General features: G+C 72.1%; 20 protein-coding genes and 1 pseudogene. 7 read left to right on the top strand and 14 right to left on the bottom strand.

The window, feature by feature from the left end; all coding sequences use genetic code 11:
• Positions 1-8: 8 nt before the first annotated feature.
• The 8 genes from OG247_RS43190 to OG247_RS43225 all read right to left on the bottom strand — a co-directional run bounded on the left by OG247_RS43190 (position 9) and on the right by OG247_RS43225 (position 6,976).
• On the bottom strand, positions 9-1,112 hold the full coding sequence (locus OG247_RS43190; RefSeq protein ID WP_442813699.1) for an aliphatic sulfonate ABC transporter substrate-binding protein: 1,104 nt from the start codon (positions 1,110-1,112) through the stop codon (positions 9-11).
• Positions 1,112-2,440 carry a sulfate adenylyltransferase subunit 1 gene (locus OG247_RS43195; RefSeq protein ID WP_327257983.1) on the bottom strand — a complete coding sequence of 443 codons (1,329 nt, stop codon included), beginning with the start codon at positions 2,438-2,440 and terminating at the stop codon, positions 1,112-1,114. Before OG247_RS43195 ends, OG247_RS43190 begins: the two co-directional genes overlap by 1 nt.
• Positions 2,441-2,442: 2 nt before the next feature.
• On the bottom strand, positions 2,443-3,381 hold the full coding sequence (cysD, locus tag OG247_RS43200; RefSeq protein ID WP_327257984.1) for a sulfate adenylyltransferase subunit CysD: 939 nt from the start codon (positions 3,379-3,381) through the stop codon (positions 2,443-2,445).
• Entirely contained in the window at positions 3,378-3,959 is a 582-nt protein-coding gene (gene cysC, locus OG247_RS43205) for an adenylyl-sulfate kinase (protein WP_327258066.1), read from the bottom strand. The genes cysD and cysC overlap by 4 nt, the downstream gene beginning before the upstream one ends.
• A gap of 119 nt (positions 3,960-4,078) precedes the next feature.
• Positions 4,079-4,855, bottom strand: coding sequence for an alpha/beta fold hydrolase (locus OG247_RS43210; RefSeq protein ID WP_327257985.1), 777 nt, complete (start codon positions 4,853-4,855; stop codon positions 4,079-4,081).
• 318 nt (positions 4,856-5,173) lie between these two features.
• Positions 5,174-5,713 carry a helix-turn-helix transcriptional regulator gene (locus tag OG247_RS43215; RefSeq protein ID WP_327257986.1) on the bottom strand — a complete coding sequence of 180 codons (540 nt, stop codon included), beginning with the start codon at positions 5,711-5,713 and terminating at the stop codon, positions 5,174-5,176.
• Positions 5,714-5,856: 143 nt separating this feature from the next.
• Entirely contained in the window at positions 5,857-6,267 is a 411-nt protein-coding gene (locus OG247_RS43220; RefSeq protein WP_327257987.1) for a VOC family protein, read from the bottom strand.
• 247 nt (positions 6,268-6,514) lie between these two features.
• Entirely contained in the window at positions 6,515-6,976 is a 462-nt protein-coding gene (locus tag OG247_RS43225; protein ID WP_327257988.1) for a carboxymuconolactone decarboxylase family protein, read from the bottom strand.
• Between the two features lie 515 nt (positions 6,977-7,491).
• Between OG247_RS43225 and OG247_RS43230 the strand changes: the two genes are divergently transcribed.
• Positions 7,492-9,678: an MMPL family transporter gene (locus tag OG247_RS43230; protein WP_327257989.1), complete on the top strand. Its 2,187-nt coding sequence runs from the start codon at positions 7,492-7,494 to the stop codon at positions 9,676-9,678.
• Positions 9,679-10,417: 739 nt separating this feature from the next.
• Complete coding sequence (locus tag OG247_RS43235; RefSeq protein WP_327257990.1) at positions 10,418-13,087, top strand: FAD/NAD(P)-binding protein; 2,670 nt, start codon at positions 10,418-10,420, stop codon at positions 13,085-13,087.
• A gap of 104 nt (positions 13,088-13,191) precedes the next feature.
• Here OG247_RS43235 and OG247_RS43240 read toward each other — a convergent pair whose 3' ends face one another.
• Positions 13,192-13,713 carry a DedA family protein gene (locus tag OG247_RS43240; protein ID WP_327257991.1) on the bottom strand — a complete coding sequence of 174 codons (522 nt, stop codon included), beginning with the start codon at positions 13,711-13,713 and terminating at the stop codon, positions 13,192-13,194.
• A 153-nt stretch (positions 13,714-13,866) separates the two neighbouring features.
• Between OG247_RS43240 and OG247_RS43245 the strand changes: the two genes are divergently transcribed.
• Both OG247_RS43245 and OG247_RS43250 read left to right on the top strand, forming a co-directional pair.
• The gene (locus tag OG247_RS43245) at positions 13,867-15,159 is read left to right on the top strand and encodes a sensor histidine kinase (RefSeq protein WP_327257992.1); all 1,293 of its coding nucleotides are present in this window, start codon (positions 13,867-13,869) and stop codon (positions 15,157-15,159) included.
• A complete protein-coding gene (locus OG247_RS43250; protein ID WP_327258067.1) occupies positions 15,159-15,791 on the top strand; it encodes a response regulator transcription factor in 633 nt (210 codons plus the stop codon). The genes OG247_RS43245 and OG247_RS43250 overlap by 1 nt, the downstream gene beginning before the upstream one ends.
• Here the strand turns inward: OG247_RS43250 and OG247_RS43255 are convergent.
• The 5 genes and pseudogenes from OG247_RS43255 to OG247_RS43275 form a co-directional block, all read right to left on the bottom strand.
• A complete protein-coding gene (locus tag OG247_RS43255) occupies positions 15,780-16,106 on the bottom strand; it encodes a chorismate mutase (protein ID WP_327257993.1) in 327 nt (108 codons plus the stop codon). The genes OG247_RS43250 and OG247_RS43255 overlap by 12 nt on opposite strands.
• Before the next feature lie 24 nt (positions 16,107-16,130).
• Positions 16,131-17,108, bottom strand: a pseudogene (locus tag OG247_RS43260) (hydroxyacid dehydrogenase); the annotation flags it as partial.
• 32 nt (positions 17,109-17,140) lie between these two features.
• Positions 17,141-17,617, bottom strand: a complete 477-nt coding sequence (locus OG247_RS43265) for a phospholipase (protein WP_327257994.1) — start codon at positions 17,615-17,617, stop codon at positions 17,141-17,143.
• A gap of 113 nt (positions 17,618-17,730) precedes the next feature.
• The gene (locus tag OG247_RS43270; protein ID WP_327257995.1) at positions 17,731-18,021 is read right to left on the bottom strand and encodes an acyl-CoA carboxylase subunit epsilon; all 291 of its coding nucleotides are present in this window, start codon (positions 18,019-18,021) and stop codon (positions 17,731-17,733) included.
• Positions 18,022-18,111: 90 nt separating this feature from the next.
• Positions 18,112-19,719: an acyl-CoA carboxylase subunit beta gene (locus tag OG247_RS43275; protein ID WP_327257996.1), complete on the bottom strand. Its 1,608-nt coding sequence runs from the start codon at positions 19,717-19,719 to the stop codon at positions 18,112-18,114.
• Positions 19,720-20,005: 286 nt separating this feature from the next.
• Here OG247_RS43275 and OG247_RS43280 point away from each other — a divergent pair, with 286 nt between their 5' ends.
• The 3 genes from OG247_RS43280 to OG247_RS43290 all read left to right on the top strand — a co-directional run bounded on the left by OG247_RS43280 (position 20,006) and on the right by OG247_RS43290 (position 21,781).
• Complete coding sequence (locus tag OG247_RS43280; RefSeq protein ID WP_327257997.1) at positions 20,006-20,206, top strand: hypothetical protein; 201 nt, start codon at positions 20,006-20,008, stop codon at positions 20,204-20,206.
• 174 nt (positions 20,207-20,380) lie between these two features.
• The gene (locus OG247_RS43285) at positions 20,381-21,424 is read left to right on the top strand and encodes a LuxR C-terminal-related transcriptional regulator (RefSeq protein ID WP_327257998.1); all 1,044 of its coding nucleotides are present in this window, start codon (positions 20,381-20,383) and stop codon (positions 21,422-21,424) included.
• A gap of 90 nt (positions 21,425-21,514) precedes the next feature.
• The gene (locus OG247_RS43290) at positions 21,515-21,781 is read left to right on the top strand and encodes an acyl carrier protein (protein WP_327257999.1); all 267 of its coding nucleotides are present in this window, start codon (positions 21,515-21,517) and stop codon (positions 21,779-21,781) included.
• Positions 21,782-21,847: the final 66 nt, after the last annotated feature.

The following is a 21,847-nucleotide window of genomic DNA, read 5'->3' on the forward strand; positions in this document are numbered from 1 at the left end:
GCGGGTCGTCACTTGACGCCGAGCCCGGCGTCCGCCACGGCGGGCCTGCCCGCAGCCGTGAGCACCTTGTTGAGCAGGGTCAGGTCGACGATCCCGGCGAGTTCGGGCTTGTCGAGCAGGCCCGCGGCGACCGCGTGGTCGGCCCCGGTCTGCAGGGTGGCGGCCAGCGGGTCGTCGATGAAGTCGATGCCGGCCCACGCGGGGTCGAGGATGGCGGCCGGCAGCGCGTTGCCCGTGTCGGCCTTGATCCGCAGGTTGGCGTCGGCCTTCGCCTTCTCCGGGTCGGCCTTGATGAAGGCGTTGGCCGCCACGGCGCCGCGCAGCACGGCCTCGACCACGTCGGGGTGCGCGGCCAGGAACTTCTGCGAGACGATGATGTTGGTGGTCACGAACACGCCGCCCGGCCACAGCGACTTCTCGTCCAGCAGGACCTTCGCACCGAGCGTGACCAGCCTGGAGGCGGTCGGCTCGGGCACCCAGGCGCCGTCGATGGAGCCGGACTTGTACGCCTCCGGCACCACCTTGTTCTCCGTACGGAGCACATTGACGTCACCCGCGCCGGAGGCCGGGTCCACCTTGTAGCCCTTGCCCGCCAGATAGTTCAGCAGGGCGACGTCCTGGGTACCGCCGAGCTGCGGGGTGGCGATCTTCTTGCCCCGGAGGTCGTCCAGCGAACCGATCTTCGCCGGGTTGACCACCAGCTTGACACCGCCGGAGGCCGAGCCGCCGATGATCCGCAGGGAGGTGCCGTGCGACTTGGCGTAGCCGTTGATCGCCGAGTTCGGGCCGATCCAGCCGATGTCGATCGAACCGGCGTTGAGCGCCTCGATTTCGGCCGGGCCGGCGTTGAAGTACTGGGACTTGATCCGGGTCGACCCCAGCTCCTTCTGGAACAGGCCGTCCTGCAGGCCCACCAGGGCGGTCGCGTGCGTGAGGTTCGGGAAGTAGCCGATCTTCACGGTGTCGGCGGAGAGCTTCGCACCCGAGACGCCCACGGTCTGCTTCGGGGCTTCGTCGGCACTGGCGCCGTAGCTGCAGCCCGACAGCAGTCCGGCGGCCGTGGTCACGGCGACGGCCGCCATGGCCACGCGCCCGATCGTCTGGTGGTGCATCAGACCCAGTCCTCCTCGTCGATTGCCGCGGCCTTGCGCCGTACGGTCTCGAAGGGCTCGCCCGCCATGCCGGCTGCGAGGGTGGTGCCGTCGGCCGGGTCGATCAGCAGGAACGAGCCCGTCCGGCGGTTGTCGGCGTAGGGGTCGAGCGAGAGCGGCTCGGCCGTGCGCAGCACGACGTGGCCGATGTCGTTGACCTGCAGACCCTCGGCGCCGGGGCGCCGTTCGAGGGTGCTGATGTCGATCCGGTACGAGATGTCCTTGACCACGGCGCGCACGGTGCGGGTGGTGTGCTTGAGCAACACCTTGGCGCCGACGTGCAGGGGGCGCTCGTTGAGGTGGCAGACGCTGGCCTCGATGTCCTTGGTGGGCTCCTCGGCCGTGCCCCCGGCCGCGATCAGGTCGCCGCGCGAGATGTCGATGTCGTCGGTGAGCCGGACGGTGACGGACTGGGGCGCCCAGGCGACGTCCGTCTGCGTACCGAGCGCGTCGATGGCCGCGACGGCGGTGGTGTGTCCGGAGGGCAGGACGGTGACGGCGTCCCCGACGCGCAGGACGCCGGAGGCGATCTGGCCGGCGTAGCCGCGGTAGTCGGGGTGCTCGGCGCTCTGCGGGCGGATCACGTACTGGACGGGGAAGCGGGCGGGCTCTTCCCTCGGGTCACTGCCGACCGGGACGGTCTCCAGGTGCTCCAGCAGGGTCCGGCCGCCGTACCAGTCCATGTTGGCGGAGGGTTCGACGACGTTGTCGCCGGCCAGCGCGGAGAGCGGGATCGCCACGACGTTCTTGACCCCGAGCGTGGCGGCGTAGGAGGTGAACTCCTCGGCGATCTCCGCGAAGACGCATTCCTTGTAGCCCACCAGGTCCATCTTGTTGACGGCGAGGACCACGTGCGGGACCCGCAGCAGGGCCGCGACCGCGGTGTGCCGGCGGGTCTGCTCGACCATGCCGTTGCGGGCGTCGACCAGCACCACGGCGAGGTCGGCGGTGGAGGCGCCGGTGACCATGTTGCGGGTGTACTGCACGTGCCCGGGGGTGTCGGCCAGGATGAACCGGCGCCGGGTGGTGGCGAAGTAGCGGTAGGCCACGTCGATGGTGATGCCCTGCTCTCGCTCGGCGCGCAGGCCGTCGGTGAGCAGTGCGAGGTCGGGGGTGTCCTGGCCGCGGCTGGCCGAGACCCGCTCCACGGCTTCCAGCTGGTCGGTGAGGACCGACTTGGAGTCGTGCAGCAGGCGGCCGACCAGGGTGGACTTGCCGTCGTCGACGGAGCCCGCGGTCGCGAAGCGCAGCAGCGTGGTGGCGCTGAGCTGCTCGGTGGTTGTGGTCATCCCTAGAAGTACCCTTCGCGCTTGCGGTCTTCCATCGCGGCCTCGGACATCTTGTCGTCGGCGCGGGTCGCGCCCCGTTCGGTGAGCCGGGACACGGCGATCTCGGCGATCACCGCGTCGAGCGTGGCGGCGTCGGAGTCGACGGCGCCGGTGCAGGACATGTCGCCCACGGTGCGGTAGCGGACGAGCCGCTTCTCGACCGTCTCGCCGTCCTTCGGGCCGCCCCACTCACCGGCGGTCAGCCACATGCCGCCCCGCAGGAAGACGTCCCGTTCGTGGGCGAAGTAGATGTCCGGCAGTTCGATCTTCTCGCGGGCGATGTACTGCCACACGTCCAGCTCGGTCCAGTTGGAGAGCGGGAAGACGCGCACGTGCTCGCCCGGGGCGTGGCGGCCGTTGTAGAGCTGCCACAGCTCGGGGCGCTGGCGGCGCGGGTCCCACTGCGAGAACTCGTTGCGCAGGGAGAAGACGCGCTCCTTGGCGCGGGCCTTCTCCTCGTCGCGGCGGCCGCCGCCGAAGACGGCGTCGAACGCGTGCTGCTGGATCGCCTCGGTCAGCGGGACGGTCTGCAGCGGGTTGCGGGTGCCGTCGGCGCGCTCCGTGAGCTTGCCGGCGTCGATGTAGTCCTGGACCGAGGCCACGTGCAGGCGCAGGCCGTGCTGGGCGACCGTGCGGTCCCGGTACTCGATGACTTCGGGGAAGTTGTGCCCGGTGTCGACGTGCAGCAGCACGAACGGCACCGGCGCCGGCGCGAACGCCTTCAGCGCCAGGTGCAGCATGACGATCGAGTCCTTGCCGCCGGAGAAGAGGACCACCGGCTTCTCGAACTCGCCCGCCACCTCGCGGAAGATGTGGACCGCCTCGGATTCCAGCGAGTCCAGGTGCGTCAGCGCGAAGGGGTTCCCCGACGCCTCGATCAGGCGATGGGTCGCGGTCGTCATGCCAGGCCCCTCTCGGTCAGGAAGGTGTGCAGCTCTGCTGCGGAATCGGCCACCGACCGGCCCTGCGTCTGGATGCGCAGCTCCGGGTTCTCAGGTGTCTCGTACGGGTCGTCGACGCCCGTGAGACCGGAGATCTCGCCGGCCGCCTGCTTGGCGTACAGGCCCTTCACGTCGCGCTGGGAACAGAGCGTGACCGGGGTGGCCACGTGGATCTCCAGGAACGGCGTGCCGCCGGCGGCGTGCCGGGCACGGACGGCGGAGCGGGACTCGGCGTACGGGGCGATGACCGGTACCAGCGTCTTGACGCCGTGGGAGGCCAGCAGCCCGGCCACGAAGCCGATCCGCTGGACGTTGGTGTGCCGGTCCGCGCGGGTGAAGCCCAGGCCGGCGGAGAGGAACTCTCGTATCTCGTCGCCGTCGAGCACCTGGACCTCGTGCCCCTCGGCGCGCAGGCGCTCGGCGAGGGTGAAGGCGAGCGTGGTCTTGCCCGCGCTGGGCAGCCCGGTCAGCCACACGGTGGCGCCGCGCTCGCTGGGGGCGGCGGCCGGGGCCGCCTCCGCGGTGTACCGGGCGGCCAGGGTGTGAGCCGTGGTCACGGTGGTGTTCTCCCGGGAGGTAGATGACGGACTTACAGGGATGGGTCGAGCACGTCCCCCGCGCCGCAGGGCGTCGGCGCGGGCAGGGATGGCGGGACCTTTCAGGCGCCGGCGAACTCGGCCAGCGTCCGGCCGAGCACGTCCATGTCGATCCGGTGCCAGGATCCGGAGAGCTCAAGGCCCCGGCCGTTGGGCAGGGCCGCCGCGGTCGCCTGTGCTGCCGCACGCAGCCAGGCGCTGGTGTTGTCGCTGTTGAGGACCAGCGTCTGCGTCTGGAATCCGGCGAGCGGGCCGGCCGGTACGGAGAAGTCGCCGCAGATCTCGACGTCGTACGACAGCGTGTGCGCGTTCGCCTCGTTCATCGCCCAGATCGGGCTCCTGCGCCACTCCGCGACGTTGTCGGGGGTGAGGCCCAGGACGGGGCCGAGGAAGTACTCGGCCGCCTCGTCGCGCCGGCCGTCCTCCAGGAGGACCTGGAGCGTCCGCGCGGCGTTCCACGGGGGCTTCGGGAAACCGTCGACCCGGAAGAACGGCTCGTGGAGCGCCAGCTTGGTGATCGGCGTGCCCGTGAGCGCCGCCTGGATCGCCAGGTTGGCGCCCGTGGACCCGGCGAACACGGCCGCCGAGCCGCCCGCTTCCTCGATCACCGCCTGGAGATCCTCGATCTCCCGCTCGACGGCGAACTCGGGAGCGTCACCGCTCTGGCCGCGCCCGCGGCGGTCGTAGGCGTACACGGTGCAGTGCCGCGCCAGCTCGGGAACGAGTTCGGAGAAGATCGTGTGGTCGCGGAAGGCACCGTTGAGCAGAACGAGCGGGGGGCCTTCGCCCGACTTCTCGTAAGCGATCGTCGTGCCGTCCCGTGAAACGACCTTGAGCATCACGCACTCCTCATGCCGACCGGAGGTGATCTCACCTCGCCCTGTGTCTGCAGCTTCGAGTGCGTCGATGCATCACCGGTCGAGAACCGATAGCGGCCCGCTTGCGCCGTCTGCCGTTTCCGGCGGCGTCCGGAGGGAGCCGTACGGCCGCCGCGGCGACCTCCGCCGCAGGTCCGGGGCAGGGAGGGCTCTTCCCGGGAGAACGCGGACGGCCGTTCTCCACGCTTCGAGGTGTCGGGCAACGAAGCACTGAGGAACGGCCGTTGTGTATGGGTGTTCCTGCCGGAACACCCGCGGGTGGGGCGCCGGGCCGGGGGATTACCCCAGGGGCCGTGCGGAGGCCGGGGCTTCTCGAACCCTGACCGGTCTCGAGACCTGCTTCGCCACGCACGCCGGCATCCCCTCCACCTTGATCGCCGGCCCGGCACCGCGGGCCGCACCCGCGGCATCGCCGGGGTCGGCGGGGTCGGCGGGGTCGGCCGCCGCACCCGCCGCCTGGCGCCGGAAGGCCCCGGGCGGCATGCCGACCAGCTCGGTGAAGCGGGTGGTGAACGTGCCCAGCGACGCGCAGCCGACCGCGAAGCAGACCTCGGTGACGCTGAGGTCGCCGCGCCGCAGCAGCGCTGCCGCCCGCTCGATGCGACGCGTCATCAGGTAGGAGTACGGAGACTCGCCGTAGGCGGCCCGGAACTGCCGGCTCAGGTGCCCGGCGGACATGTCCACGAAACGGGCGAGTGCTTCCACGTCCAGTGGCTGCGCGTATTCCCTGTCGATCCGGTCGCGGACGCGGCGCAGCCGCGCGAGGTCGGCCAGACGCTGCGCCTGGACGCGTGCACGCCGCCATTCGGGCTTGCACATGAGAAGCCTCCCCTTGTCCTTCGTCTTCGAGCTGCCCCGGACACGCGAAGACGTCGCTCGTGCGCCGCCGCGTTCCTCATGGGTGGTGGCGATACGGGTGGTGGCGATGCCGGCCCGCACGGCCGCACCGGTGCGCGCACTGCTCAGCGGAGTTCCTGGATGCGGACCAGGTTGCCCGCCGGGTCGCGGAAGGCGCAGTCGCGGATGCCGTACGGCTGCTCGGTCGGCTCCTGCACGACCTCGGTGTCACCGGCCTGCACCTTCTCGAAGGTGGCGTCGACGTCCGGAGTGGCCAGCAGGATCCATCCGTAGGTGCCCTTGGCCATCATCTCCGTGACCATGCGGCGCTCGTCCTCGGTGATGCCGGGATCGGCGGCGGGCGGTGTCAGAAGGATCGAGGTGCCCGGCTGACCGACGGGGCCGACCGAGATCCAGCGCATCTTGCCCTGGCCGACATCGCTGCGGACCTCGAAGCCGAGGAGGTCGCGGTAGAAGGCGAGCGAAGCGTCCGGGTCGTCATGCGGCAGGGAAGCCGTGTGAATCGTGATGTCCATGGCAAGCAGGCTAGGGGCGACCGCGCGAACCGAACTTCTCGATTCCTGATCCGCCACCTGCCGCCGCCCCGACACGCCGTGACGTTCACGGGGGATGTCACGCGGAGCGCACCCGCTCCCCGCGACAGATCCCCCGGCACCCCCGTCACAGCGTCGACCGGCCGTGGGCGCCGGCCGTCAGGACAGCGCCGCGCCGGTCCCCCGTGGCCGAGGACGGCCTCGCGGCCGTCCTGTCGGCCTCTGGGCTCTAGCCCCAGTTCTGGCCCGCGGGCTCCTGGATGGTGGCGTTCAGCCGGTTGAAGAAGTTCGTCGTCGCGATCATGAGGAGGATCGCGGCGAGCTGCTGCTCCGTGAAGTGGTCGGCGGCCTCGTCCCAGATCGCGTCCGGCACGGCCTGACCGCTGCGGTCGGCCAGCCGGGTGGCGGCCTCGGTCAGTGCGAGCGCGGCGCGCTCGGAGTCCGTGAAGAACGGCGTCTCGCGCCAGGCCGCGACGGCGTGCAGACGCTCGTCGGTCTCCCCGCCCTTCTTGGCGCCCGTGACGCCGCCGTGGACACAGGCGCTGCAGCCGTTGATCTGGCTCGCGCGCAGGTGCACCAGATCCAGCGTGCGCGGTTCGACGCCGCCCTGGTGCATGGCCTTGTAGAGGTTCTGAATGCCGGTCATGGCGTCCGGCAGAAGCTTGGCGGGGTTCTGCATACGAGCCTTCATCAGGTGCTCCCTCAGGGGTGTTTTCCGTCCTTCACAACACTGACCGAGCCTGCCCTACGGAGGTGACCGGCGAACGGGGAAAAGCATGCGGGCGACGGACCGCCCCTTCGGCGACCAGCGGATTTAAGGGAGTCTCGAGCGTGCCCCCGGCCTTCCTCAAGGGAGCCTCGAGCGCGCCTGTGCCACCTCTCAGCCGATCCACCAGCGCGATTCCACCACGACGTCCCCCCGTCGCGGCACCCGGTCGTAAGGGCCGCTCGAAGGGATCGGGGGCGACGGCGGGGTGCGCGTACGGGCCCGGTCCGCCGCCCGCCGGGCCCGTACGCCAGGGCGGCCTCACGGGGCTCGAGTAGGGAATCAGCCAGAACCGGAGTGCCATGGGGCGCGGGAGTCCCGGGTTCAAGCCAACTCGAGGGGGGCTCCACCAGGACTCCACCCCTCTGGTGAAGAACCTTTGTATCACCAGTTCCGTCCGAGCCCCCGCTCCACGGCTCCTGACCCTCAGCGAGAGTCACATGACGACCCAGACCCCGGCACCATCCTCCACGGAAACGGAACCACCGCCCGCTTCTTCCCCCACCGTTGCGAGCCGGTACGCGGCCTTCGTCGCCGGCCGGCGCTCCAAGTGGGTCGTGCTTGTGCTGTGGTTCCTGCTGATGGGCATCGGTGGCTCGCTGGCCGCCGGCCTTGCAGACGTACAGGACAACGACCCCGAGACCTGGCTGCCGTCGAGCGCGCAGTCGACCAAGGCGGTGCAGCTCGCGGAGCAGTACTTCGCCGACAAGGACTCCAGCTCCGCAGTCATCGTCTACGCCCGTGAGGGCGGCCTCACCCCGGCCGACCTGTCCAAGATCGACGCCGATCGCGCCCTGCTCGGCGACAAGGTGGCCGTCGGCGAGGTCTCCTCCGCCGTGGTCTCCGAGGACAAGGTCGCGGCGTTCGTGAGCGTTCCGCTGCGCACCTCGCCCAGCGACAACAAGGTGCTCACCGACAAGGTGGAGGAAGCCGGCAAGCTCACCTCCGAGGGCGCCCCCGCCGGTCTCGACGTCAAGATCACCGGCGAGGCCGGGAGCATCCGCGACTTCGCCGAGGTCTACTCCGGCATGGACGGCGCCCTCCTGGGTGCCGCGCTCGCCGTGGTGGCGCTGCTGCTGCTCGTGACCTACCGCAGCCCGGTGCTGTGGCTGATTCCGCTGATCGCCGTGGGGCTGGCCAGCCAGGTGGCGAGCGGCGTGGTCTACCTCCTCGCCAAGCACGCGGGGCTGGTGGTCAACGGTCAGAGCGCCTACGTCCTGATGGTGCTGTCCGTGGGCGTGGGCACCGACTACGCCCTGCTGATCATCGCCCGCTACCGGGAAGAGCTGCACCGGCACGAAGACCGCCACACGGCGATGGCGCTGGCCGTGAACGGCTCGCTGCCGGCTCTGGCCGCCTCCGCCGCTACGGTGGCGGTCGCGACGCTGTGCCTGGTGTTCGGCAGCATGAACAGCACCAAGGGTCTGGGACCGGTCGTCGCCATCGGCGTTGTCCTGGTGTTCTTCGCCATGACCTCGCTGCTGCCGGCGCTGCTGGTGATCCTGGGCCGCTGGGTGTTCTGGCCCGTGAAGCCGCGCGTCACCGCGGGATACGACCCGAACTCCGCCCAGGGCCACGGCAAGTGGGCGAAGATCGCCGCAGCCGTGGGACGGCGCCCGCGCGCCGTGTGGATCGGCACGGCGCTGGTGCTGGGCGTCATGGCGCTGGGCGTCTTCGGCGTACAGACCGGCCAGACCCAGGCGGAGCAGTTCACCGGCAAGGTCGACTCGGTCACCGGCCAGCAGCTGCTGGCCAAGCACTTCCCCGCGGGCTCGTCGGCTCCCGCCGATGTGTACGTCCGCGACGCCGGGGCCGAATCCGCGACGGCCACCGTCGCCAAGGTGCCCGGTGTGTCCTCCGTCGACACCCAAGTGGCCAAGGGCGGCTGGACGCACCTGACCGCAGTGCTCCGCGACGCTCCGGACTCCGCGGCCGCCAAGGACACCATCAAGGACATCAGGAAGGCACTGGACGGCTCGACCGGTCCGGCGGCCGACGCGATCGTCGGAGGCCAGACGGCCGTGGCGCTCGACGTCTCCGAGGGGCAGAGCAGCGAGGAGAAGCTGCTGATCCCGCTGATCCTCGCCGTGGTGCTGGTGATGCTCCTCATCCTGCTGCGGGCGGTCATCGGATCGCTGGTGCTGCTCGTGTCCGTGGTGCTGTCGTTCGCGGCAGCCGTCGGCACGGCCTCGCTGCTGTTCCACGTACTCGACCACGCGAAGATCGACCGCGGGCTGGTGCTGTTCGGCTTCATCTTCCTCGTCGCGCTGGGTGTCGACTACACCATCTTCTTGATGACGCGCGCCAAGGAAGAGGTGCAGCTGCGCGGGCACCGCGAGGGAATCCTCACCGCCGTGACGGTGACCGGCGGCGTCATCACGTCGGCGGGCGTGGTGCTGGCTGCCACGTTCCTCGTCCTCGCGGCCATCCCCACGGTCAGCGCACTGCAGCAGGGGCTGCTGGTAGCGGTCGGAATCCTCCTCGACACGTTCCTGGTCCGCAGCCTGCTGGTTCCGGCGCTGGCCCTGGACCTGGGGCCGCGCTTCTGGCGGCCGGGCCTGCCGGAGCTGGAGGCGGCGCCGCACGAGTCCGGGAAGAGCCGGGCCGACGTGCCGACCACCGTCTGAGATCGCGGTGTGACGCCGTAGGTCACCGGACGTACTGATCTGCGGTTCCTCCCAGTACGACGCAGGCGGCCGTTCCTCACGCTTCGAGGTGTCAACCAACGAAGCGCCGAGGAGCGGCCGCTGCGTCTGTGTGTCCCTTCCCCGGCCGAACGCCGTCCCCGTCGGCCGGACCACCCCGCCCGACGCAGGCTCCCTCGGCCGCCACGAGGCCGTCCTCGACGCCCTCGGGTGCCCCCGACGCCGTGGAGTTCCCGCCGTACATCCCCGTCGTCAACGCCCCCTGCGGCCGCCGCGTCCACACCGCCGGCCGCGGCGAACCGACGCGGATCCCGGCCCGACGCCGCCCCGGACCACCCGTCCTCCAGGGCGCGCACGACGTCCTCACGCCCGTCGCCCCGGCCCGCCGCCTGCCTCTTCGACGAGGTCACCACCCACGCGCCGTCCCGCAGCGGGTCGCACGGAGGGAGGCGCAGCCGTGCCACCGGAAAGCCCCTCCCGCCCCGCGCGACGACCCGGTGCGTTTCGGCCGGCGGGCCCCGTCTCCCGCCCCCACCGGTCCGCGGTTTCCCGGTTACGGATCCGGCCGGCGTCGACCGGTGTTTGAGCGGCTCTCGAGCACCGGGTGGGATTCCTCTAAGGACAACACCTTTTCCTACTCACTCGGTTGGAAAAGCGAGCACGACCCGAAGGCGGAGCTCCGTTCCACCGGCCCCGCCGCCGAACACTGCCGGAGGATTACGTGAGTCCAGTCCGTGAGCGGTACACGGTGGCCGTCGTCGGTGCGGGTGCGGCCGGCACGCTGACCGCCGTCCACCTCTGTGAGATGGCCACCCGCCGCCGAACCCCCCTCGACGTGGTCCTGATCGACCCGGCCCCCGAAGCGGGCCGCGGCACCGCCTACGCCACCCGGGACCCCGCGCACCGCCTCAACGTGCCCGCGGGCGGCATGAGCTGTTACCCCGACGACCCCGGCCACTTCGCCCGCTGGCTCTGCCGCCACGGCGAACCCACCGTCACCTCCGCCGACTTCGCGACCCGCTACCGCTTCGGCGCCTATCTCGCCGACACGCTCGCCCAGGCCATCGTCCGTGCGCACGGCACCGTGTCCGTACGCCGGCTGACCACCCGCGCCGAGCACGTCGCCGGCGCCCCGGACGGCGGGGTGACCCTCCGGCTCGCCGACGGAACGCGGCTCGACGCCGACAGCGCGGTCCTGGCGACCGGCCCCGCCGCCCCGACCGCGGCCTGGGCCCCCGCGCAGCTGCGCGCCGCCGCCCGCTTCATCGCGGAGCCCTGGACCCCCGGCGCGCTGGACGGACCCTGCGCCGACAACAGCGACGTCCTCCTCGTCGGCACCGGCCTGACCTCCGTCGACCTCGCCCTCACCCTCGAACGCCCCGGCCGCACGGTGCACGCCGCGTCCCGCAACGGCCTGCTGCCCCAGCCGCACGCCCTGACCCCGGCCGGCCCCATGCCCGCCCCCGAAGGCCTCTACGACGCTCCCTTCGCGCAGCTGCGCCGCACCGTCTACCGCCACGTCGCCCGCGCCGTGCGCCTGCACGGCGACTGGCGCCCCGCCCTCGACAGCCTGCGCCCGCACACCGCGCACCTGTGGCGCCGCCTCACCACCGAGGAGCGCGCCGAATTCGTCAAACGCGACGGTGCGTTGTGGAACACCCACCGCCACCGCATGGCGCCCGACACCGGCGAGTCCCTCCTGCGCGCCCGAACCTCGCGCCGCCTCGCCGTACACGCCGGCGCCGTCACCCGCGCCGACGTCCGCGCCGACGGATCGCTGGACATCGGGCTCTCCGGCGGGCGCGACCTGCACGTGGGCTGGATCATCGACTGCACGGGGCCGGGTCCGAGCCTGCAGGACCCCCTGTGGCGCTCCCTGTCCGAAGCCGGCACCGCGGTGCCCGGCCCGCTCGGCATGGGCGTCGCCACCCTCGACGGGCGCCTGCTCGACGGGCAGGGGGCCACCGCCCTGCCCCTGTACACCCTCGGCGCCCCGCGCCGCGGCGAGCTGTGGGAGACCACCGCCATCCCCGAGATCCGCGTCCAGGCGGCCGCCCTCGCCCAGGAGCTGCTCGCACCGCTCACCCCCCGGCGCCGCACCACGCGCCGCCCGCTCGACGGACACGGCCTCGGCCTGTCCACGCACGCCGAGGCGGCCGCCGCCTACCGCACCGGACTCGACCGGATCCTGAAGGTCCGCTCGGGCGCCGAGGACTCCCTCAGGCGCGCGGTCGCCCTCGACCCCGGCTTCGCCCTCGGGCACGCGGCCCTCGCCCTGCTGGGACACGAGTGCGGAGCCGCCGTCGACGTACCCCGGGCCCTGGCGGAGGCACAGCGCTGCGCCCGGGAGCGGGCGTGCGAACGCGAGCGTTCCTTCGTGGAGGTCGTCACCCGCCGCGTCCACGGAGACGAAGGCGACGCGGCCCTCGCACGGCACCTGGAGCGCCACCCGGCCGACGCCCTCGCCCTCGCCGTCGCCGTGCCCACGATCGCCTTCTCCGGCGTCGACGACCTGGACGACGACTACGCGCTGCGCCTGGTCGAGCGAACTTCCTCCGCGTACGACGGCCACTGGTTCCACACCTCCCTGCTGGCGTTCCTGCGCCAGGAGCAGGGCCGCCTGCACGAGGCCGGCGAACTGGCCCACCGTGCCCTGGCCGTCGAGCCCGCCTCCGGGCACGCCGTGCACGCGCTCGCCCACGTCCACTACGAGACCGGCACGCACGGCGCGGGCCGCGACTGGCTGGAACGGTGGGTCGCCGGGCGGGGCCGCGGCGCCGTGCACCGGGCCCATTTCTCCTGGCACATCGCCCTGCACGAACTGGCCCTCGACGACCCCGCCGCCGTCCGCAAGCGCTGGTTCACCCAGCTCTCCCCGGGCCGGGTGACCGGCGTACGGGCCCTGGTGGACTCGGGGTCGCTGCTGTGGCGCGCCCGGCTCAGCGACAGCTGGCGCGGCGACCTGCCCGTCGCGGACGTCCTGGACGCCGTGGAGGCGGACATCCTGGAACGGCCCGCGACCGCCTTCACCGCCCTGCACTGCGCCATCAGCCTCACCGCCGTCGGAGACCTGGCCGCCCTGCGCCGGCTGCGCGATCACGCGGCGGCCGCCGACGAGGTCCAGCGCGAGGTCATCGCCCCCCTGTGCGACGCGTTCGCCGCGCTCGTCGAGGAACGCTTCCGGGACGCCGCCCGCGGCCTCGACGCGCTCCTGCCCGTCCTGCGCCGGGTCGGCGGCAGCGCGGCGCAGCGCGAGGTCGTCGAGGAGACCCTGCTGTACGCGCTGACGGCGGACGGCCGCTGCGAGGCGGCGGCCCGCATGTTGGACGCCCGCCTGGAACGCACGCAGGCGCCCCGGGACCGGCGGATGCGGGCGGGCCTGCCGGGCTGAGGCCGGCGAGCCCGCCCGCGGGCGGTGTCCCCTCGTCCGGTTCCCGGCGGACGAGGGACCGGCCTTCGAGGAAGGTGATGGCCCTGGACACGGACGCCGGGCCGTCACAGCAGCGGCAGCGGCGCGTGCCCCAGCCCGTACCCGACGAAGACGAAGGCCGACGCCCACACCGCGCTGCTCAGCACCGTCCACACCAGGTACGGCCGCAGCGGCATCCCCGACATCCCGCACAGCGTCGGAACCAGCGTGCGCAGCACCGCCGTGAAGCGGCCCACGAACACGGCCCGCCCGCCCCCGCGCTGTACGAGCGACAGCGCGCGGTCGGTGTGCCCCGGCCGCAGCAGCCGGCGCGGGATCCGCTCCAGCAGGCGCGTGTTCCACCGCCGCCCGGCCGCGAACCCCACGGCATTGCCGAGCACTCCGCCCGCCAGCGCCATCACCAGCGCCGCGTACAGCGGGACCCGGTCGCTGCCGGCGAGCATCCCGCCCATCACCACCGCGGTCTGACCCGGCAGCAGTGCGCCGAACAGCGGCAGCGCGGACTCCAGCGCGGGCAGCAGCAGCACCGCGGCCAGCACACCCCATGTTCCGAACACCAGTGTGTGCTCGGCCAGCCAGTTCGTCATCGCGGACCCCCTCTCAGCGTCCCCTCCAGACAACCGCGTACGGCGCCGCCGATCACGACCCCTGGGCCGAGTCCTGAGGTAGGGCTGGCCATACCCGGGGCCCTCGCCCTGCGGGGATGGCCCCGGCAGAGACCGGTCTCCTACGGTGAACCCATGCGCTCAGTCAATGTGTGGCAGGCCATGGCCCGACCCGGCTTCCTGCTCTCCGCCTGGCCCTGGCGGGCCGCCGGCTACCTGCTCAGCAGCACCCCCGTAGGGATCGTCGTCCTGCTGGCCCTCGTGGTCGGGATGGCGGTGGGCGCCGCGCTCGCCGTCGTCCTGGTGGGGATCCCGCTGCTCGCCCTGCTGGCCTTCTCCGGAGTCCCGGTGGCCGCCCTGGAGCGCCGCCGCTTGCGGATGGTGGACGGCAGGCCCACCCCCACCCCGCACGCCGAACCGGCCGAGCCGGGCCTGACGGCCTGGGCCCGCACCCGGTTCCGGGAGCCCGTGACCTGGCGCGAGCTCGGCTACACCGTGGTCTTCGCGACCCTGCTGTGGCCGCTGGACCTCCTCGCCGTAGGCCTGGCCCTGTGCGTGCCGCTCAGCCTGATGGCCACCCCCGTACTGCTGGCCACGTCCGGGGACAGCCAGGCAACCGTCCTCAAGGAATGGACGACCGTCTCCTGGCCGCAGGCGATCGGCATCGCCCTTCTCGGCCTCCTGCTCTTCGGAGTCTGCGGCTACGTCCTCGGCGCCGTGGCGGTCGCCCGCGCCGAACTGACCCGGCTGCTCATCGCGCCGCCCGAGCCGGAGCTCGGGGAGCGGGTCACCGAACTCGTACGGTCCCGGGTGCGGCTGGTCGATGCCTTCGAGGCCGAGCGCCGCAGGATCGAACGAGACCTCCACGACGGGGCGCAACAGCGCCTGGTCGCCCTGACCATGACGCTGGGACTGGCCCGCCTGGACGCCCCGCCCGGGCCCCTCGCCGACCAGCTCGCCAAGGCCCACGAGGAAGCGGGCAAGACTCTGGCCGAACTCCGCGAACTGATCCAGGGCATCCACCCCAAGGTCCTCACGGACTACGGCCTCGGCGCGGCGATCGCCGACGCGGCCGACCGGTCCGCGGTCCCCGTGGACGTCACCGTCGACCTCGCGAGCCGCCTCCCCGAAGCCGTCGAAGCCGCCGCGTACTTCGTGGTGTGCGAGGCGCTGGCGAACGTCGGCAAGCACAGCGGCGCCGCCCGGGCCACCGTCACCGGCCGGCACGAGCGGGGCCGGCTGACCGTCGAAGTCCACGACGACGGGCGGGGCGGAGCGGACACCGGCCGGGGCTCGGGCCTGACCGGCTTGGCCGACCGGGTGTCCGTTCTGGATGGCAGACTTGCCCTGTCCAGCCCACCCGGCGGACCGACCCTGCTGCGTGTGGAGATTCCTTGCGAGTGGACCGAGACCGAGCGCTCCGCGTAGTGCTGGCCGAGGACAGCGTGCTGCTGCGCGAAGGGCTGATCGGCCTGCTCAGCCGCTTCGGCCACGAGGTGGCCGCCGCCGTCGGCGACGCCCCGGCGCTGATCACGGCGGTCGCCGAGCACCGGCCCGACATCGTCGTCACCGACGTACGCATGCCGCCCGGCTTCCAGGACGAGGGCCTGCACGCGGCCGTGCGGCTGCGCACGGACCAGCCCTCGCTGCCCGTCCTGGTCCTCAGCCAGTACGTCCAGCGCACCTACGCCTCGGAGCTGCTCGACTCCGGCGACGGATCCGGCATCGGCTACCTCCTCAAGGACCGCGTCGGCCAGGTCGAGGAGTTCCAGGCCGCCCTCCAGGAGGTCGCCTCGGGCGGCACCGTCGTCGACCCCGAGGTCGTCCGCCAGCTGCTGCGCCGCCGCCGCGATCCGCTGGAGCGCCTGACGGCCCGCGAGCGCGAGGTGCTGGGCCTGGTGGCGGAGGGCAAGTCCAACGCGGCGATCGCCCGCCAGCTGGTGGTCTCCGAGGCCGCCGTCGGCAAGCACATCGGCTCCATCCTCTCCAAGCTGGACCTCCCGCCGGCGGACGACACCCACCGGCGGGTGCTGGCGGTCCTGGCCTTCCTACGGTCCTGATCCCGGCGCGCCGAGGACACCCGGCGCCGTCGCCCCCCGGCAGAACTCCAGCAGCGCCATGGCCATCGTCCCGCCGGGCCGGCCCAGCCGGTCGGCGTAGCGCTTGATGACCACGTTCTCGCGGCCGAGCTCGGTCCGGCGCCCGCCGGAGGAGATCCGGGCGCGCTGGACGGAGGCCGAGAGCCCGCGGCGCCGTTCGAGCAGCTCCAGGATCTGCGCGTCGAGCACGTCGATGGAGCCCCGCAGGCCCGCGATCACGCTCTCGGCGTCGGCGGGGGGAGTCAGGACGGTGTGGGAAAGCGTCTGCCGGGTCATGGTTCTCTCCTCGGGGGATCAGCCGTTGACGGCGTCGGGGACGGGCTCGCCCGCCAGGGCCAGCAGGACCGAGGCGGCCACCGAAGTGCCGGCCTTCTCCTGCGCCTCGGCGGTACCGGCGCCCAGGTGCGGGGTCACCACCACGTTCTCCAGGGCGAACAGCGGGGAGTCGGTGCAGGGTTCGGTGGCGAAGACGTCCAGGCCCGCGCCCGCGACCCGGCCCTCCACGAGCGCCTCGTACAGCGCCCGCTCGTCGACGATGCCGCCGCGCGCGGCGTTCACCAGCCGCACCTGCGGCTTCATCCGCGCGATGGCCCCGGCGTCGATCAGGCCGAGGGTCTCGGGGGTCCTGGGCAGGTGCACGGTGATGAAGTCGCCCAGGGCGAGAAGCTCGTCGAGGGGGACGAGCCGTACCCCGGCGCGGGCCGCCGACTCCTCGTCCGCGTAGGGGTCGTACGCCACCACCTCCATGCCGAAGGCGGCCATCCGGGTGGCCACCAGCGAGCCGATCCGCCCGAGGCCGACGATGCCGAGGACCTTGCCCGACAGCTCCACACCGGTGAAGCGGGCCCGCTGCCACCGGCCCGCCCTCAGCGCGGCGTCGGCGGGGGCCACGTTGCGGGCGACCGCGAGGAGCAGGGCGATGGCGTGCTCGGCGGCGCTGACGATGTTGGACGTGGGCGCGTTGACGACCAGCACGCCCGCGGCGGTGGCCGCCGCCACGTCCACGTTGTCCAGGCCGATCCCGGCCCGGGCGATCACCCTCAGCCCCGGGGCCGCGGCGACGGCCTCGGCGTCCATCGTGGTGGCGGACCGGACGATCACGGCGTCGGCGTCGGCGAGCGCGGCCAGCAGCGCGCCCCGGTCGGTGCCGTCGCAGCGGCGTACGTCGACCTCCGCCCCGAGGGCCGCCACGGTGGCCGGGGACAGCTCCTCGGCCAGCAGGACGGTCGCCCTGCGCACGGCGGGATCGCGGAAGGGGGCAAGTGCGGGGGAGCTCATCGGCGGTCCCTCTCTCGGCTCGGGTGGCGACGTCAGACGGAGGTACCGCCGTCCACGGCGGCGCTGCTGCCGAAGGCCTTCACGGCCTGGTAGTAGGTCCACGCGGTGGAGTCGCACGAGGTCTTCTTCAGCCCCGAGTAGCCGGAGCACACCCGCTTGAGGTCCGAGTAGAAGGCGTCGTCGAGCCGCGGCTTGTTCGCGTCGAACGCGCCGGCCGCCTTGTAGTTGCGGTAGCCGAAGTCGTGCCGGGCACAGGCCGTCTGGAACGGGAAGCCGAACGGGTTGTCCGGAGAGGTCGTGCAGTAGTCGGTCGTCCAGTCGAACCCGTACGCCGACCAGCTTCCCTGGTTGCCGCGGGCCGACACCCAGGCGTTGTAACTCGCCGTGCTGGTCTGCGTCCAGCTGCTCAGTACCTGGGGCTTGTCGGCCGGTGCGGCCGAGGCCGGGGTGGCCAGGGCGACGATCGCGGCGGCGGAAGCGGCTATCACGGTGGCGAGACGACGGTGCATCGGGATCCTCCAACGAGAGGGGCGCCGGGATCTTCCCGGCGCCGACGTGCCTCAGAGTGGGAGGGGCGGTTATCGCGGAGCTCCGCCGCGGCTATACGGGACCTGGCGCGGCGTCAGCGCCCGAGGCCGTCCGGTGCGTGCCAGGACCCGGCCGAGTGGAAGGCCGGCCGGCTCCACGGGGCTCTCGCCGGCGCCGGTTCCGGCTCCGCCCGATCGGCTCCGGTCCCGGACCCGTTCTCGCGCAGCCGGGACAGCAGGACGGCGGTGAGCGCCGCGAGTTCCGCCGGGTCAGGGGTCCCGCGCAGGATGGAGATCAGCGGGTCGATCGAGTTGACCGCGGCCGGCGCGGCGGCCCGGGCCGGGCCCCGGGCCGGAGCCTCGGCCGGGGATGAGAGCGTCTTCAAGGGAGCCTCCTGGCTTTGGGTGGGGTGGATCTGGGTGGGGTGGGTCCGGGCGGCGCGGGTCCGGGTGGGGTGGGTCGACGTGGGGTGGGTCTAGGTGGGGGAGTTGCCGTGCTTCCTGGACGGCAGCGACGTCTGCTTGTTGCGCAGCATCGCCAGCGACCGGATCAGCACCGCCCGCGTCTCGGCCGGGTCGATCACGTCGTCGACCAGGCCGCGCTCGGCCGCGTAATACGGATGCATCAGCTGCGCGCGGTACTCCTCGATCAGCCGCTGCCGGGCCGCCTCCGGGTCGTCCGCCGCCGCGATCTCCCGGCGGAACACCACGTTGGCCGCGCCCTCCGCGCCCATCACCGCGATCTCGTTGGTCGGCCAGGCGAAGGCGAGGTCCGCGCCGATCGAGCGGGAGTCCATGACGATGTACGCCCCGCCGTACGCCTTCCGCAGTACCAGCGAGATCCGCGGCACCGTCGCGTCGCAGTACGCGTACAGCAGCTTCGCCCCGTGCCGGATGATCCCCCCGTGCTCCTGGTCGGCGCCCGGCAGGAACCCGGGCACGTCCAGCAGGGTCACGAGCGGGATCGAGAAGGCGTCGCAGGTCCGCACGAACCGGGCCGCCTTCTCCGAGGCGTGGATGTCCAGCACCCCGGCCAGACACGAGGGTTGGTTGGCCACGATGCCCACCGGATGGCCGTCCAGCCTGGCCAGCGCGCACACCACGTTGCGTGCCCAGCCCTCGTGCACCTCGGTGAAGTCGCCGTCGTCCACGAGCTCCGCGATCACCTCGCGGATGTCGTACGAGCGGGACGGGTCGGCCGGGACGAGGTCCAGCAGCGCCTCGGTCCGCCGGACCGGCGAGTCACCCGGGTACTCCCGGGGCGGCAGCTCCCGGTTGTTGGACGGCAGCAGCGACAGCAGGTGGCGTACCTCGGCCAGCGCCGACTCCTCGTCGTCGTGGACGAAAGCTGCCACGCCCGTCGTACTGCCGTGCACGTCCGCCCCGCCCAGGCCGTCCTGGCTGATCTCCTCGCCGGTCACCGCCCGCACCACGTCCGGTCCGGTGATGAACATCTGGGAGATCCCGCGCACCATGAACACGAAGTCGGTGAGCGCCGGGGAGTACGCCGCCCCGCCCGCGCAGGGGCCGAGCATGACGCTGATCTGCGGAACCACCCCGGACATGCGGACGTTGCGGCGGAAGATGCCGCCGTACCCGGCCAGCGCGGTGACCCCCTCCTGGATCCGGGCGCCCGCCCCGTCGCACAGGGCCACGAGCGGGGCGCCGGCCGACTCGGCCAGGTCCATCACCTTGTGGATCTTCTCCGCGTGGGCCTCCCCGAGGGCCCCGCCGAAGATCCGGAAGTCGTGGGCGTACGCGAAGACCGTCCGGCCCTCCACGGTGCCCCAGCCGGTCACCACCCCGTCGGTGTAGGGGCGTTTGTGCTCCAGGCCGAAACCCGTCGCCCGGTGCACCCGCAGCGGCTCCACCTCGCAGAACGAGTCCTTCTCGAAGAGCAGGTCCAGCCGCTCGCGGGCGGTGAGTTTGCCCCTGGCATGCTGCCGCTCGGTCGCGGACCGGTCCGTGCCCTCCGCCGCCCGCCGGTGCCGGTCCAGTAGTTCGGCGGTCAGCGTGGCAGGGTCCGGCCTCGGGGGCGGCTCGAGGACCGGTGGAGCGGCGGTCGAGGCATCGACGACGGTCATGCGGCTGCTCCCGAAGTCCGGAGGGGGATGCACGTCATCGGCCAGTAGTAGGCCCGCGACCTCTAGTTCTTCTACGCGCAGGGCCTTCGGCGGACCAAGCGGAACGAATTCCACCGGTGACAGTCTTCTGCCAGGGCAAGAGCCTGACAATCCATTCCCCTGGTGAGCGCGGGATCCGCACGGCAAGAATCCTGTCATCGGAACGGCAGGCGTAAACAGCCTCCGAACTCGGCTCGCAGATTAATGCGGATTTCGCAGTGGAATTGCAGTCCATGGGGGAGCAGAAATGACAGCCAATTTGTTCAAGTCGGCGTTTGTGGCAGTGGCCGCGGTGCTCGCGCTGAGCGGATCACCGGTCCTCGGCGCCGTCCTGGCGGGCGAGTCCGGCGGCGTGGGCACACCGCCGGACCCGACGTGGGACTCAGTGGTGGCCGCGCCCCTGGAGGACCCCACGTGGGACCTTCCGCCGCGCCCGGGCCAGGCCTGACGAATTGCGGTTACAGCCGGTAATAACGGAACGCCCTTCGCCGAGTGTGCGCTCGGATGAACGGGCGTTCCGTTATTACCAGCCGGTTCATGTTACGCTCACCCGCTGCAGGACTTCGATGATCAGGCATGGTTAATCGGCGGGCCGGGGGGACGCGTGCTTGAACCGATCGGAATGAGCGCTGAGGCCACCGAGTTGTACCGTACGTTGCTGCTGAACTCCTGCGGCACCGTAGAGGATCTGGTGGACCACTTACACTGGCCGATCACCAAGGTTCGGGCCGCCCTGGACGAATGCGTGCGGCTCGGCCTCATCAGACCGTCCTGGGAGACCCCAGGCCGGCTGCGCGCCATCAGCCCCGACCTCGGACTCCAGACCCTGCTCGCCCAGCACGAGACCGATCTCCTGTCGCGGCAGCGGCAAATGGCCGAAACCAGGGTGGAAGTCGCCCGCCTCATAGAGGAATTCGCCGTCTCCCGGCAGCAGCGCCGGCACAGCGAGGTCGAGCGGATCGAGGGAATCGACCGGATCCGCGACCGCATCGAGGAGATCTCGATGGCTTGCCGCAAGAGCCTGCTCACCTTCGCCCCCGGCGGCGGTCAGTCCCAGGCCGCCCGCCGGTCCAGCCGCCCGCTCGGCGCGAGCCTCGTCGAACGCGGCGTGTCCATGCGCACCGTCTATCTCGACAGCATCTACAACGACCCGCCGTCGGTGGAGCACGCCCGCTGGCTCGTCGAACAGGGCAACGAAGTCCGCACCGTCGCCTCCCTCCCCACCCGGATGATCATCTTCGACGGCGAGGTGGTCATCCTGCCCATGGACCCCGAGGATTCGGGCGCCGGAGCCCTCCTCTTCCGGGGGCCCGGCATCCTCTCCAGCCTCGGCGAGCTGTTCCAGCTCGTGTGGGAGAAGGCCGTCCCCCTCAGCGCGGGCCCGCGCCGGCGCGCCAGCAGCGCCGACTCCGAGGAGCTCAGCAGCCAGGAGCGGGCCGTCCTGCGGCTGCTCGGCGAGGGCCTCACCGACGAGGTCGTCGCCCGCAAGCTCGGCGTCTCCGTGCGCACGGGCCGCCGGATCACCGCCGAACTGATGGGCCGCCTCGGAGCCAAGAGCCGCTTCCAGGCCGGCATGAACGCGGCCAAACTCGGCTGGCTCGACGAGCCGGGACCCTCTCCGGAGGGCGACGGCGACGGCGGGGACCTGCCGGAGATCCTCGTATAGAGGTCCGATAGCACCCTCGCTCACGATCGCTCCAGCGAACGGATTGGGAGTCGAACGGCTCCGTCCGACCACCTTCCGAGGGAGCCGAACATGAGCAACGTCGTGAGCAGCGAGCTGTCCACCGAGCGCAAGCAGGAGATCAAGGAGATCGTCTGCGACATCCTTGAGATCGACGAGGACGAGGTCACCGAGACCAGCCTCTTCAAGGAGGACCACGACGCCGACTCGCTGCGCGCGATCGAGATCCTCGCCGCGCTGGAGCGCACCCAGCGGGTCACCATCGACCAGGCCGAGCTGAGCCGGATGGTCAACCTCGTCGGCGTCTACGCCGTCGTCTCCGAGGCCCTCGGCGCCTGACCGGCGCAACCTTCATACGCCGCGGGCCCACCGCGACCCCGCGCGACCGCGGGCGACCCCGCGCGG

Origin of the sequence: Streptomyces sp. NBC_01244 (assembly GCF_035987325.1) — a bacterium.
GTDB lineage: Bacteria > Actinomycetota > Actinomycetes > Streptomycetales > Streptomycetaceae > Streptomyces.

Bases quoted from the DNA above. Each gene is read 5' to 3' on its own strand.
- OG247_RS43290 (WP_327257999.1), top strand. From the start codon at position 21,515: ATGAGCAACGTCGTGAGCAGCGAGCTGTCCACCGAGCGCAAGCAGGAG.
- OG247_RS43225 (WP_327257988.1), bottom strand. From the start codon at position 6,976: ATGAAGGCTCGTATGCAGAACCCCGCCAAGCTTCTGCCGGACGCCATG.
- OG247_RS43220 (WP_327257987.1), bottom strand. From the start codon at position 6,267: ATGGACATCACGATTCACACGGCTTCCCTGCCGCATGACGACCCGGAC.
- cysD (WP_327257984.1), bottom strand. From the start codon at position 3,381: ATGACGACCGCGACCCATCGCCTGATCGAGGCGTCGGGGAACCCCTTC.
- OG247_RS43255 (WP_327257993.1), bottom strand. From the start codon at position 16,106: ATGACCCGGCAGACGCTTTCCCACACCGTCCTGACTCCCCCCGCCGAC.
- OG247_RS43240 (WP_327257991.1), bottom strand. From the start codon at position 13,713: ATGACGAACTGGCTGGCCGAGCACACACTGGTGTTCGGAACATGGGGT.
- OG247_RS43195 (WP_327257983.1), bottom strand. From the start codon at position 2,440: ATGACCACAACCACCGAGCAGCTCAGCGCCACCACGCTGCTGCGCTTC.
- OG247_RS43190 (WP_442813699.1), bottom strand. From the start codon at position 1,112: ATGCACCACCAGACGATCGGGCGCGTGGCCATGGCGGCCGTCGCCGTG.
- OG247_RS43265 (WP_327257994.1), bottom strand. From the start codon at position 17,617: ATGCACCGTCGTCTCGCCACCGTGATAGCCGCTTCCGCCGCCGCGATC.
- OG247_RS43245 (WP_327257992.1), top strand. From the start codon at position 13,867: ATGCGCTCAGTCAATGTGTGGCAGGCCATGGCCCGACCCGGCTTCCTG.
- OG247_RS43210 (WP_327257985.1), bottom strand. From the start codon at position 4,855: ATGCTCAAGGTCGTTTCACGGGACGGCACGACGATCGCTTACGAGAAG.
- OG247_RS43275 (WP_327257996.1), bottom strand. From the start codon at position 19,719: ATGACCGTCGTCGATGCCTCGACCGCCGCTCCACCGGTCCTCGAGCCG.
- OG247_RS43215 (WP_327257986.1), bottom strand. From the start codon at position 5,713: ATGTGCAAGCCCGAATGGCGGCGTGCACGCGTCCAGGCGCAGCGTCTG.
- OG247_RS43285 (WP_327257998.1), top strand. From the start codon at position 20,381: ATGAGCGCTGAGGCCACCGAGTTGTACCGTACGTTGCTGCTGAACTCC.
- OG247_RS43280 (WP_327257997.1), top strand. From the start codon at position 20,006: ATGACAGCCAATTTGTTCAAGTCGGCGTTTGTGGCAGTGGCCGCGGTG.
- OG247_RS43230 (WP_327257989.1), top strand. From the start codon at position 7,492: ATGACGACCCAGACCCCGGCACCATCCTCCACGGAAACGGAACCACCG.